The sequence below is a fragment of the Bremerella sp. P1 genome, from assembly GCF_028748185.1.
Lineage (GTDB): Bacteria > Planctomycetota > Planctomycetia > Pirellulales > Pirellulaceae > Bremerella.
The window spans coordinates 4655976-4669185 of sequence record NZ_CP118164.1; the positions used below are offsets into that span (position 1 = coordinate 4655976).

A 13210-nucleotide genomic window follows, 5' to 3' on the forward strand; every position below is an offset into this window, starting at 1 on the left:
TTCGATGCAACAGCTTACGCCAGAAGGTAACCGAATCGTCAATGATTTGGCTCAGCGATATGGTTTCAGTACGGATGCTGTGACCCACATGATGTTTGCCGTACTCAATGGCAATGGCGGAATGGCGCAGTTCAATCACCCTGAATTTGGCGGCTCCGGGCAGTGGATGCAGGGCGGGATGATGATGTTGGGGGACATGTTCAACTACGGACTGAAGAACTCGGTAGGGGGACTGTGTCAGGAAATCTCCAACATTCTGGCCAACCAACCCGGGTTGCTGCGGACCGGCAGTTTTCAGTCACAAAGCCAAAGTGGCGGTGGCCAGCAAAATCAAGCTACCGGCGGCCAAATGGGACAATCGAGTCTGTTCGTGCCAGATCCCGATCAGAATTGGTGGCCTCAAGATCTTGGTTCTCCCAGTTCAACCGGATCACAAAACAACGTGCAATATGCTTACTTTCCCAATATTTCTCGCTTGGCGGTAAAGACTGGCGGCGACGTGTGGGTTTACGATACCCAGAATCATCAGATCGGCGGTTTCTCGCAGCAGCAGGGAATGGGTAGTTCGATCATCTTTTCCAGCCAATTCGGTACTGTCAGTTTGGCAACGCTGCCGGTTGTTTCGCGCAATGGTCAAACCATTCAAGCCCAGCCGCAGTCGTCGACAGCACCTCCTGCACAGCCGACTCCAGCCCCAGCGGCCCCTTCGGCCAATGAAGCGAATGTCTTCGACGCGATTGCGAAGCTTGGCGAGCTTCGCGACAAGGGATTTCTTAGCGATGAAGAGTTCAACTCGAAGAAGTCAGAACTGCTGGGACGGCTGTAATGGCAATCGTTGCCCTTAATGCCAAGTGTCGATCAATTCTGCTTCGTTAAGTCCACCATCGCTTCACCAAACGCGTGTCCGATATTGAAGAACGTGTCGGCACGCCCGTAGTAGTGATAGCCTCCGTCGAACGACTCGCCGTCCTTCACGATGTAAGGGCTCGTTTTCACGAAGGCGACGTTGCCTTTGAATTCCGGCACCTTGGAAACGTCTTCCTGCAGCTTGCGGAATGCGAAGTGTTTCTCCGCGTATCGCTTCTCGGGCTCGACCCCTTGCTGGCCCAGTTCGCCGATAACGAAGGGGAGCTTGGGGGCATCAAGATCTTTGCGAACGTCACGAACGAGGTTTTCCAGGTTCTGGCCGTACTCGCCCATCTTCTTCTGGTCGATGATGTCGTTGAAGCCTTGGAAGAAGACAAAGCCTGAAAGTTCGTAGCCGTCTTTGGGGTTATAGCCAGGCACCACTTGCTCGATGTTGGCCAGTGTTTCCTTGACGATGCGAATGGTATCGCGATACGCCTCGCCGTACGTTTCCTCTGGCAGCGGTTCAATCTCTTTCGTTTGGCGATTGCGCTGCGTGTAGTCTCCCTTGCCGGAGCTAGGTGGGCGAAAACGAACCGCCAGGGCACGTCCGCCCCAGGCACACTTGATGATCAGGACCTTCTCGTCGAACGCATTGCCGACGACATGGCCGAACTCGAGTTCCGGACCGAAGCGATTGGTTGGCGTGCCGTAGCCGAGGCCGAGCTTGCCTTGCCCGCGGTCGTCGTTGTATTTGATGAATACGTCGTTGCGTTCAATCCAGCCATTGTCGTCCCGCAGGTGCTGATATGCTTTCGCCGTTGCGGGATCTGCGAGTAACTGTTCCAGGTGCTTGATCGCTCCTTTCCCTTCCATGTTGGACTGACCGCAAAGGACAAACACTTTCACCGGCGCCGCCTGGGATACGGAAGCCGAGAGGATCAAAGCAAGGGTGGCCAGTGCTGGCACGGTAATGGACGAAAAGACACGCATGGGGAGCTCCGAGGTGTGATGAGATCGCAGGAGTGAAGTAGATTTATTGTCTCTGGAGAATCCTTCGACTGCAAACTGTTTAATGGATCGGACTCGGGGTCTAGGCTTCGTGTGCCCAGACTTTAAAGTCCTTTAATTCGTTCACACCGAAGGTTGTCGTCAGGGCGACGTCGGCGGCATCACGGCCGCGTGCCATGAGAACACGACCAATCCTTGGTGTGTTGTTTCGTGCATCGAAAGCGTACCATTGCCCGCCCAGGTATGCCTCGAACCAGGCGCTGAAGTCCATCGGATCGGCCGAGGGGGGGACACCAATGTCACCAAGATACCCGGTACAGTAGCGAGCCGGGATATTGCAGTTTCGGCAAAAGGTTATGGCCAGGTGCATGAAGTCGCGGCAGACGCCGACACGTTCGCGATACACGCCCATCGCCGTGCGGGTAGCTCGCGCCTGCATGTAGTCGAACTTGACGTGCCCATGCACAAAGTCGCAGATGGCTTGCACGCGAGCCCAGCCTGGTGGCGTAGTGCCGAACAGTTCCCAAGCGATATCCTTCAGCTCGCTATCGACCTCGCAATAACGACTGGCCAACAAATAGGTGAGTGTCTCGTAGGGAAGGTCCTGGACTTCTGCCTGTTGTGCATAGGGTGCCTGCAGGTCGGGAAGCCCACTGTCTTGGACAAGGGCCGTATTGCGAAAAGTGATCTGACCGATCGGAGCAACGATTCGCCCACAACGATTTCCGTACATGTCATAGTACTCGGAAATCGGTAAGGGTGGAGTCGTTTGCAACTGATCCGGCTGGAGAGTTGTCTGCTCTCGCGTGGGATGCAGATAAAGCATCAACAGCATGGGAGCAGGTTGCAGCGATTCAAAGGAAATTTCGTATCCAACGCGAATATGCATAGGTTTCCATTCTCGCTTGTCGAAGTTCGCCTAGTACGATCGTACCAGACGTTCTCACTCATTTCTCGACAATTTCAAAAACGAAAGAGCCGTTCTGCATCACTCGCCAGCCGTGATGGTTTTAGGCTTCCCTGCGGGAACGAGTTGCTGCCCGTCTTTCTCGAGTTGTGCTTTGAGAAGCGGGTAGGGAAGGCCTTGCAATGTGACTTGCTGATCGATGGCCAGGGCCGCGGCGGTCGCTGAACTTTGGCCTAGGATCATGAAGACTGGCTCCATGCGAATGCTGCCGAAGGCAATGTGAGAACTAGACAGGCAGCAGGGGACAAGAAGGTTCGTGGCTTCTCCCTGCTTGGGTATGATCGAGCGATAGCTGATCGCGTAGCTGCCGCCGGTGGCGACTTGCACGTCCCCCTCGTTCTGCACGGTCCCTTCTTGTGTGACAAAACGCTGCACGTTGTGGGAGTCCATGTTGTACGACCCCAAGCCAACGCTGTCTTCACAGATTCGCAGCCGCCGACAATCGTGTTCGGTTTGCACATAATCAGAGACCATCCGTCGTGCTTCGCGTACGTAGATCTGGTACGGCCAGTGTTCGTTGTCGACGAACTCGTCCTTCGCCAAACCCCACTGGGCCATCTCGTCACGCACTTGCTGCGGTACGCGGGGGTGATTGGCCAAGGTCCACATTAGACCCTGCTGGTAGGTGAGGTGTTGTTTGAGGATTTGCCGGCGCTCTGCATAACTGGCTTCGGGGTAATCGTAGTTCATGCCGATGTTGTCGGTCGAGAAGGCCCCGTTGTTGTTTGTGTCGGTCTTGCCGTTAGGAGCCGGGGCAGGGTGCAGTGGTACACGTGGGTCGCCTGCCTCGTAGTTGCGGAACAAGAGTTCGTAGACGCTTTCGTCGTAGCCTTCCGGCTTAGGGAAAGGAACGCTGTTTTCCGGCACGCGGGACATGCACATGCGGTAGCAATAGGCCTGAACGCGTTGGTCGCCAGCACCTTCTTCGCCAGGGCCTTGGTCATGAATGCCCCATATCAGGCCGCTGCTGGGGACGCCTGGCTTCACGTAGGGATCGACCGCAACACGAAAGCGATGGTTCTTTACGTTCTTGGCGACCTCGACTCCATTGCCAACCTCGCCATACTTCGCGTTACTTTCCCGGCCGACCATGAACGTGACCCCGGCAGCCGCCATCAAGTCTCCTTCGTAAGTCGCGTCGATGAACATTTTGCCTGCGAGCGTTTTGCCAGAAAGCGTCGTGATCGAAACGATGCGCTGCCCTTCCATGCGAACGCCTTTCTCGCGATCGAGCCACTCGTCGCGGAGGACTTCGATCTGGTTCTCATCGATGAACTGCTCGAAGACATTCTCAGCGACATGCGGTTCGAAAACCCACCATGTTTTATTCTTCGCGTCCGAAGCACCATGGGCTTCTCGCTGGGACAGGTAGGCTTCCGGCGTTTGGTGGGGCCAGGAATCGGGCTTGGAATAGTGCTGATAGACCCGGTGGTAGAACTCCTTCGAGATGCCCCCGATCGCATTCTGGCGTCCGCTATCAGTTCGGCCCAAGCCGCTGCTCGATAACCCACCTAGGTGTTTGTCTGGACTGACAATCACAACCGACTTGCCCATCTGCTTGGCCTGCACCGCGGCAGCTACACCAGCGCTCGTTCCGCCATAGACCACCAGGTCGTACGACTGGGCGTAAGCAGATGACTGACTGGCCAAAAGAGCAAGCAGAAGCGGAGCGAAGATATTTCGTGGTATCATTTGGGGAAGGTCCAGGCAGGGAAACGTACGGGAGACAATGGAGAACAAGAGAGAGGTTACTTCCAACTGAAGTTGGGATAGATCATGTCAAATAGTGTGGCGTATTCGTAGATGAGTGTCACTACGTAAAATCCCAAGAGCAAAAAACGGTAGCGTTCAGGAAAGAGCTGAAAGATCTTAGCACATGCGAGTCCGATGGATGCGGATAAACCCATCGCGACGAAGGGAAGAAAGAGGACAAAACCGATGAGGCCCCACCACGGCCCCGATGGTAGCCATGTGGGAATCATCATCATGATCGGCAACACCGCGAAAGGAAGCAAAAGTGTGCACCAAGCCAGCACACGTGACACGGCCAGCGAACTGGCAAGCTCCGCCGGAGCTTGCGGCGGAGCATAGGGGTTCGGTTCCTCTTGAAGCATATGGCGATGCCTCGCGTCTGTTACTTCTTATTCAACCACACGTAGCGAACTTCAATGGCACCTTCGCCAGGGATCTTCAATGCCGAAAGGGTCAACGTATCGCGTCCCTTGGGAAGCTTCAGGGTACCAAGCGAAAGTGGTTTAAAGTCTTTCACGGGTGACTCCGATCCGCGATCGTAGCGATCGCGTTCGGGGCCGTAACTTTCAGGATCATGTGCCCGCTTGATCGTGGCCGAGGTCTTCTGTCCGAGCAGTTCGGCTTGGATCTCGACGCCGACGTTTTCCTGTGGGCAGGTGTAATAAACGACCGCCTCGTATTCGCCCGGTTCGCCAACTTCGACATCCCAGGTCACGGTGCCGTCGGCCGTTTTCCAGTTGGTGAAGTAGGAACAGTTCGGAGCCCTGGCACTTCGTTCGATACCGCCATGACCGTTGCCATCGCGAGCCGGAAGGGGCGTATTGGGGGAGTAACCGACGGTGAATGGACGGTCGTCCTGCGTGGGAAGCATCTCCGAGCGATACTTATCGGCGACTTTCTTCAATTTGGCGACGACATCAGGATGCTGCTTCGCCACGTTCTTGTGCTGGCCACGGTCCTTCGTGATGTCGAACAGCTGACCATTGTTGTCGAGGCGATAGGTCTGATTGCGAACACTGACCTGGTTGTTTTTCGACGCGATGAGATGGCGATCTTCCCACTCGACAGCGTCTTCGGTGAGCAGCGGCTTGAGGCTTACACCATCGATTGGTTTGGGGAACTCAGATTCGATTCCGGCAAAGTCGAGTAGGGTGGGCAGCAGGTCGACGGCACCTGCGATGGGCTCGATCTTTCGATCGGCCGGAATATGACCGGGCCAGCGAACGATGCACGGCACGCGGGTACCTCCTTCATCGAGCGAGCCTTTGCGTCCTTTCATGTCACCATTCCAGCGAAAACTGTTGGGGCCGTTGTCGGCAAAATAAATAACGATCGTGTTATTGGCCAGGTTGTGTTGATCCAGCTTCTTAAGGATGCGACCAACGTTCCAGTCGATGTTTTCGCACATGGCCAGTGCGGCCCGCGTCATGCCGAGAGCTTCCTTTTCAGGATCTCGGTTCTTCATCTTCGGATCCATCTTGGCGAACTTGTCGTAATACTTGTCCGGCACCTGCATTGGCGAGTGCGGCGTGCAGTACGGGATATAGCAGAAGAAGGGGTTGTCTTGGTTGTCCTCGATGAACTTCATGGCTCGGTTGGTGAAGTCGTCGGTGACGTAGCCATCGCCGCGGACCAGTTGGTTGTTGTGATCGAGTTCCGGGCTGAAGTAGTGCCCCCAGTGCCCCGAACAGAAACCGTAGTACTCATCGAATCCACGAGCATTGGGGTGATAAGGGAACTGCATACCGTTGTGCCACTTACCGAATGCTCCGGTCGTGTAGCCTGCTTCTTTGAAGTACTGAGCGATCGTCTTTTCGTCGATGTTCAAACGTTCCTGTCCGGTCGAAACACCGCGAACACCAGTTCGTGCATAGAACCGGCCGGTAAGCATTTCGGCACGCGTGGGTGCACAAAGGTGGCAGACGTAGAAGTTCTCGAACAACGCTCCCTGTTTTGCCAATTGATCAATGTTCGGCGTAGCAAGGTTTTTGTTGCCGTGCACGCTCAAATCGCCCCAGCCTTGATCGTCGGTGAGGATTACCACGACGTTCGGTTTGGACGGATCGGCAGCATGAACAGCCGAAGGCAAAAACAGACCAAAAGCGAGCAGGAACAGGGGAAAAAGACGTGGCATGATGAAACCTTCAGTCGAGGAGAGACATAGGTTGGTGGGCTTCTAGTGCTCGCTATTGTCCTCGCCTTGAAGCCGCTGGTCAAATTCGGACCAAGGGTATTCTTCGCTCGTAACCCTATTTTTCAGAATTCTCCATGATACGTCCACTTGTTTGTGTACTACTACTCCTGACCTTCGCAACTTTCGCACATGCCCAGCAGCGTGTGCAACTGATCGATGCCCAGCAGAAGCTGGGAGGCTGGACGTTTGATAACGGTAAGGAATTCCCCGGAGCGGTCGGGCATCTGGAACTTAAGCAGGAAGATCAGCCGACGCTGATGCTGCACGGCGATTTTTCCGCCGGAGGCATGTACGTGCAAGCCGCGAAACGCTTGCCGGACGTTCCGATCGATACGGTATCGTTTGAGGTGAATGTGCCTCGTGGCGTCTCGAAATTAACGACACGCCTGATCGACGGTACTGGGCAGTGTCATCAGTTGGATATTCGCTTGGGAGACAAGGGGGGCTGGCAGCAATTCACGTTTCCGGTCGCTCGCTACTTCGCCTCGCTGGAAGCGGGTGCACCGATGGATATCATCACGCGTTACGAGAAATGGAGCGGCGCGAATGATGGCCGGTGGCACCAGCCAGCGAAGTTGCTGGTTTTTCTTGCAGGCCGCGAAGCACTGCAAAACGGAAGCATATCCATTCGCAACGTTACCCTCTTGCCCACTCCACCGAAGGTCGAGATCGCCCAGTCGATTCGCTTGGATGAATTGGGCGAAGAGGGGACCGGCACATGGCAGTACAACAATGGCAATGAGTTTCCCGGCGCCAAAGGAAGCCTTGTTCGTATCGAAGGACCGGCTGACGAGCAGCCTGCACTTCGGCTAAGCGCCGATTTCAGCGCGGGCGGACGATACGTTGGCACGCGCAATCGTCTTGGCCACCTCGATGTCAAACAGACCAAGGCCATTCACCTTCAGGTACTCTCCGACGAGGTGAAGGAGTTCTCGCTTCGTCTGGTCGACAGCAGCGATCAAACCCATCAGCGGCACGGGATCAAAATGGTTGCCGACGGCCAGTGGCATACGATGACCATCGATCCGGCAAAGATCGCTGGCGGCGAACACTGGGGTGGAGCCAACGATGGCCAGTGGCATGGCGCGGTCAAGCTGATCGAAGTGATGCTCAACGGTCGCTCGTCCGATTCCCCTTCGATGCACCTCGACATGGGTGACATCCGCATGGAAGCGATTGTCGAAGGCCAGCGTTCAAGCCATGTGTGGAATGAGGACTTCGAGACGCAGGCCGCCGACTGGCAGAGCGAAGGGGATGTCACGTTAGAGTCTCAACTGACACTCCGACGTACGCTCGAGAAACTACAGCAGTCGACACTGGCGACCAGTCCACGTTTTCCTGTCCAAGGAGGAACGTGGGAATTCGCTTATCGCTGGCAATCGAAGTTGCATTCGCCTGATAACTCGTTTCATGGTGCCGTCGCCGTAAGAGCGTTCGATGCAGGTGGAAACCTGCTCGCGACGTTTCCCTTGGCCATTGGCTATGGTGACAACGACTGGACAAGCGTCAGCAAGTTAGTCCGACTACCTGCCGCGGCAACAACGGCCCAGTGGGACGTGCGGCTAAACAAGACATATGGGCAGTTTTCGATCGATGATCTATCAGCGGCCCGGCTTGTCGTGCAACCAGCCGAACCGAGCGTGGAAAGTATTCGCATTGCTTCGGAGGCGGTGGGAAATCTGTTCTATCCAGACGATGCAATCGAATTTCACGTAAGCGTCCCGACCGTAAAAGCATTAGACGAGCACGGTCGTCAGCTGAGTTTGGAAGTTTGCGACTATCGCGGTGAGGTGGTTGCTCGGCCCAGCAGCGTTTCGTTGAATCCGGTCGCAGACAAGCGTCAACGTGAATACCAGGCGAACGTTTCGCTCAGTGCCGATGCTCTGAATGTGGGGCAGTTTTATGAACTGCATGTGTCTGTTCCACAAGGGGAAGGGGACCCCGTGACCGAGTTCTCAGGCTTCGCGATCTTGCCGGAAGCGGTGAGCAAGCAGTACCGCCCCGAGCAGATCCCATTCACCATTCGCAACTGGGACAGCCGAATCGGGGATTACTTCTATCTCGCCGATCGCTTGGGACTCCGCATGATGGGCGTCTGGGGTGGCTGGTCGAACAAGCCTCCTTACAAGCCGCATCTGCCCGGTCTTGAATTAGTTCAGAAGCTGGATGCGAAGTGGGTAACCGGCACGCCCTGCTCGCGCGTCGAAGACGAAGGCTTCAAGAACGTGACCGAAGAGTCGCTGCGGGAAGGGATGACGAACTTCCTGGAAGAGTACGCCGATCAGGGACTCGCCATGATTGCCCTGGGCAACGAACCACATGGCAAAGGACAAGTCGTGCTGGATAATGTCAAAGCGTATAAGACGGTCTACGAAGCGGTCAAAGCGTTCGATCCTGAAATCCACGTCATCGGTACGTCGGTAGAACCGAACGATGAGTACTTTCGAGCAGGCTACCAGAACTACCTCGACTCATACGATTTCCATATTTACGAGCACTACACCAAGGTCCGCCGCACGATGGCCGAATACCGCGAGTTGATGCAGAAGTACGACGCGGTGAAACCGATTCACTCGACGGAGCTTGGGCTCAACAGCCAAGGTCAGGCCCGCCTGGCGGTCGCGATTGAACTGATCAAAAAGTGCACGGTCTTCTTTGCCGAAGGAGGCGAGACGGTCAGTTGGTTTACGATCATGTATCCCGACAAGGACGGCAATGCCCGAGGCCAGTTCGGCGATGCTCACTGCGTCTTCGATTGCAAGTTCAATAACTACAATCCGCGGCTCGATGCCGTGACGTACTACAACATGATCAACAGCCTGGGTGTGAAGAAGTTCCAGGAAGAGAAGCAGCATCCTGACGGAACGCAGGAGTTCCTGTTCACTGACGATCAGGGGGCGTGCTTGAAGGTCGTGTGGAACGACGAGCGTAAAAAAGTTGTCGACCTTGACGTCGCGGCGGACGCCAAGGTCGACGTGATCCGCATCGATGGGTTGAGGAAACGCATCGACGCGAACCGGGCATTGGTTTCAATTGAGGTCTCCGAGGAACCGGTGTTGGTCTTGTATCAACAGCCACGCGAAGCGACCCAGTAATATCTCCTTTGATTAGGTAGGCGAAGGGAGCAGCACCGATGTATTTGTGGTACGCCGTTAAGCCTGAATACTTCGGTTCAAAAACTGTCTCAAATCATATTCCTGCTTTTCCTTCTTCCGTTGAATCGTTGCGGTGGGAGTTGCTGCCGAGGTTACCCCATCAAGTACAAGTCGAACTGCGTGCGGTTGAGGAAATCTAAGGAGACATGTCCTCGGATTCTGCTCCAAAGGCCGGTGGCGCTTGGCACACCCATGGCAACAACGTCGGGAGCCCACTTCTGGGCGTAGGGAATGAGTACCTTTCGAAGCGAGCCGGCAAGACAACCGACCTCGAGATCGGATTGCCGGGCCTCGCAATAGTCACGCATCGATCGTAGGAGCTTTGCGTTGGGTTCAGCTGCGGCGCCAATTCCCAAAAGACGGCAATGTGCGTGCTTGATCGGCTTCTGGGTCAAGAAGGAGCGAATCGCCCGAGCTGACGATTCGCTCCCGTCGTATACCAGTAAGACACGGCGAGGATTCGTATTCGTTCCGCGCGAGATGTAAACCGGTTGTCGACTCTTTAGAACAAGGTTGATCAATTCGGAGGCATTCAATTCGCCGGGCAGTCGGCGAGCACGTTCGGCAGACCGAGTGATCAACAAGTCATAGTACTGAGCTTCGCGGACCAGGCTTTGGATAGGATCGCCCTCGATTCCCAGCGTGTCGAACTCGAGCTGATATTGCTGTCCGACCTGGATCATCTGCTGATGCGAAATCATCTGCCGTCGCTCGGCGTGCGCGATCCGACGTGACTCGGAAACGGTGTAGGCGGCGGAAACCAAATGTCCGTCTTTTTGCAGACCGCTGGTGTCGAGGATGGACAGGCCTCGTAGTCTCGCGGAAGTGCGATGCGAGATCATCGCTCCGAGTTCAATTACCTGATCCGCTCCAAAGGAGCCGCTCAAGTGAAGTAGCACTCGCTTTAGCACGGCGTAGCCTCTTACGTCCAAAAGAAACTTGCGATCTTGAAAGCCGATTTCCGCATCGGCGATCCAACTGATGTTCCCGCCATTTAGAGTTATACGGACAAACGGGCGTGAAAAGCCCCTACTTTCTTTCGTTGCTTTACATTCAAAATTTCTATGAAGGCGTCTATCTTGGTCAGGTATTTAAAATTTCTATGCAAGCAGTTTAATGGATGAAAACTGTCCCCTTTTCTTGATCAATTCACCCGGCAGCAGCGTACAAATGAATGCTGATAGCTAGAATTAGCAAGCACCCCCCTACGAGCTACTGCTGCATAAGAAACCCCAAGATGTCGCTACCCCACCGGCAATCTCGGGAATATTGGAAACATGAACTGATGATCGAGCGTCTCCAGGATCTGAACTTCCTGCACTTGTTCTACTTTTGGGTTGCCGTACGTCAGGGAAGCATCACCGCCGCCTGCGATCATTTGCATCTTTCGCAGCCGACCGTAAGTTCGCAGATCAAGAAGCTCGAAAAGTCGCTCAATCATGAACTCCTCGATCGAAGCGGCCGCGAGCTTCGTCTGACCGATGTGGGATCAACCGTCTTCGAGTACGCTGACGAAATCTTCTCGGCCGGACGCGAAATGCTTGGTAGCCTGCGCGGCATGCCATCGCAACGATCACTTCGACTGAGCGTGGGTGTTCCGATGTACGTGCCCAAGCTGATCACCTACCGGCTGCTGGAAGCCGTCCTCCGGTATCCTGAACCGGTGCAGATTGATTACCACGAAGCCCCGATGGAACAACTGGTCGCTGACCTTTCTCGGCATCGGCACGACGTGATCATCTCGGACCGTTCGATCTCGACCGATGGACACAAGCGATGTTTCAATCACCCACTAGGTGACTGTGCGATTGCGTTTTGTGCCGTGAAACCGATGGCCGAACAATTGCGGGCCGACTTCCCCCAGTCGTTGCAGCGAGCCCCGTTGTTGCTGCCATCCCCGTACACGGAATTGCGGAGGAGCCTCGATCGGTGGTTCGATGAGAACGACATCTGTCCGAAGATCGTGGCCCAGTTCGATGATAGCGCAATGCTGAAAGAGTTTGGCCGTGGCGGGGCAGGCGTATTCCCCACGCCAGAGGCCGTGCTGGATCAGGTACGTCGGCAATACGATGTGGAACTAGTCGGAACGCTGGAAGAAGTAAGAAGCCACTTCTTCGCCATCACCGCTCAGCGGAAACTCTTACATCCGGTCGTGATGGCGATCTCGGAAGAAGCCCCGAAGGTCCTCTTCGATATTCGCAATCGCACGAATCTCTCATACGAGCACGACGCTCAAAGTGAGCAGTCCGAGGGATCCGACTCGCAGTAAATTAACAATTCTTGCGGCTTCGTTTCTGTTAGACTCCATGGGGTTAGGCACCCGCTGCGTGCTCACCTCACGTTGGTTCACCATGGAAATGTAGTATGAGCGAAATCGATCCCACCCGAGACCAAGAGCGTTTGCACGAAGAAATCCTCGATTCGTTGGACGAAGAATTCGAGGCCGAACTGGAAGACGCGATGATGGATCGCGTCGGCGAGCGTGATGAAACAAGCGAGCCGGGACGATTGCCGCGGAGAGTCTACTTTCGCGAGCTGTTGCGCCTGCAACGCGAGCTGATCAAGCTGCAAAGTTGGGTGGTCGAGCACAAGGCGAAAGTCGCGGTCGTGTTTGAGGGTCGCGATGCAGCAGGCAAGGGGGGAGCCATCAAACGCATCACGCAGCGGTTGAATCCTCGTGTTTGCCGCGTGGTGGCCTTATCGGCCCCAAGCCAGCGCGAGCAGACGCAGTGGTACTTTCAACGCTATGTACAGCATCTGCCTGCTGGCGGAGAGATCGTGCTGTTCGATCGTAGCTGGTACAACCGCGCCGGTGTCGAACGTGTGATGGGCTTCTGCAACGAGCAGCAGCTGGAAGAGTTCTTCCGCACCGTGCCGGAGTTTGAACGCATGCTGGTCCAATCAGGCATGTATCTGATCAAGTACTGGTTCTCGATCAGTGACCAGGAGCAGCAATTCCGTTTTCAATGCCGCATCGACGATCCACTGAAGCAGTGGAAGCTCAGCCCGATGGATCTCGAATCACGTCGCCGCTGGGAACAATACACCGTTGCGAAAGAAGAGATGTTTGCCCGCACGAACTTCTCAGAAGCCCCCTGGTGGGTCGTCGAAGCCGACGACAAGAAGCGCGCCCGACTTAACTGCATCCACCACTTCCTACAGCAACTTCCCTACACCGAGGTACCGCAGGAACCAGTCTCGCTTCCGCCCCGTGAACACGAGGAAGGGTACAAGCGGCAACCACTGCCGGAAGATGTGATTGTGCCTTCAGTTTATTGAACGACA

General features: G+C 55.3%; 10 protein-coding genes. 4 read left to right on the top strand and 6 right to left on the bottom strand.

All coding sequences use genetic code 11. The annotated features are described in order from the left end of the window. The first annotated feature begins 4 nt into the window (after nt 1–4). A complete protein-coding gene (locus PSR63_RS19520) occupies nt 5–826 on the top strand; it encodes an SHOCT domain-containing protein (protein WP_274327356.1) in 822 nt (273 codons plus the stop codon). A gap of 32 nt (nt 827–858) precedes the next feature. Here the strand turns inward: PSR63_RS19520 and PSR63_RS19525 are convergent, their stop codons facing one another. The 5 genes from PSR63_RS19525 to PSR63_RS19545 all read right to left on the bottom strand — a co-directional run bounded on the left by PSR63_RS19525 (nt 859) and on the right by PSR63_RS19545 (nt 6710). Continuing rightward, nucleotides 859–1839 carry a sialate O-acetylesterase gene (locus PSR63_RS19525; protein WP_274327357.1) on the bottom strand — a complete coding sequence of 327 codons (981 nt, stop codon included), beginning with the start codon at nt 1837–1839 and terminating at the stop codon, nt 859–861. A 100-nt stretch (nt 1840–1939) separates the two neighbouring features. Beyond that, nucleotides 1940–2746: a transglutaminase-like domain-containing protein gene (locus PSR63_RS19530; protein WP_274327358.1), complete on the bottom strand. Its 807-nt coding sequence runs from the start codon at nt 2744–2746 to the stop codon at nt 1940–1942. A gap of 99 nt (nt 2747–2845) precedes the next feature. After that, nucleotides 2846–4516, bottom strand: a complete 1671-nt coding sequence (locus PSR63_RS19535; RefSeq protein WP_274327359.1) for an FAD-dependent oxidoreductase — start codon at nt 4514–4516, stop codon at nt 2846–2848. Nucleotides 4517–4572: 56 nt separating this feature from the next. Beyond that, nucleotides 4573–4938 carry a hypothetical protein gene (locus PSR63_RS19540; protein WP_274327360.1) on the bottom strand — a complete coding sequence of 122 codons (366 nt, stop codon included), beginning with the start codon at nt 4936–4938 and terminating at the stop codon, nt 4573–4575. Between the two features lie 20 nt (nt 4939–4958). After that, nucleotides 4959–6710, bottom strand: coding sequence for an arylsulfatase (locus PSR63_RS19545; protein ID WP_274327361.1), 1752 nt, complete (start codon nt 6708–6710; stop codon nt 4959–4961). Between the two features lie 134 nt (nt 6711–6844). Here PSR63_RS19545 and PSR63_RS19550 point away from each other — a divergent pair, with 134 nt between their 5' ends. Beyond that, nucleotides 6845–9865 (top strand): hypothetical protein, encoded by a 3021-nt coding sequence (locus PSR63_RS19550; protein ID WP_274327362.1) that lies wholly within the window; start codon nt 6845–6847, stop codon nt 9863–9865. A 152-nt stretch (nt 9866–10017) separates the two neighbouring features. Here the strand turns inward: PSR63_RS19550 and PSR63_RS19555 are convergent, their stop codons facing one another. After that, nucleotides 10018–10812 carry a universal stress protein gene (locus tag PSR63_RS19555; protein WP_274327363.1) on the bottom strand — a complete coding sequence of 265 codons (795 nt, stop codon included), beginning with the start codon at nt 10810–10812 and terminating at the stop codon, nt 10018–10020. A gap of 350 nt (nt 10813–11162) precedes the next feature. Between PSR63_RS19555 and PSR63_RS19560 the strand changes: the two genes are divergently transcribed. Together PSR63_RS19560 and ppk2 are read left to right on the top strand one after the other, a co-directional pair. Beyond that, nucleotides 11163–12194 (top strand): LysR family transcriptional regulator, encoded by a 1032-nt coding sequence (locus PSR63_RS19560; RefSeq protein WP_274327364.1) that lies wholly within the window; start codon nt 11163–11165, stop codon nt 12192–12194. A gap of 95 nt (nt 12195–12289) precedes the next feature. Continuing rightward, nucleotides 12290–13204 carry a polyphosphate kinase 2 gene (ppk2, locus tag PSR63_RS19565; protein WP_274327365.1) on the top strand — a complete coding sequence of 305 codons (915 nt, stop codon included), beginning with the start codon at nt 12290–12292 and terminating at the stop codon, nt 13202–13204. Nucleotides 13205–13210 lie beyond the last annotated feature (6 nt).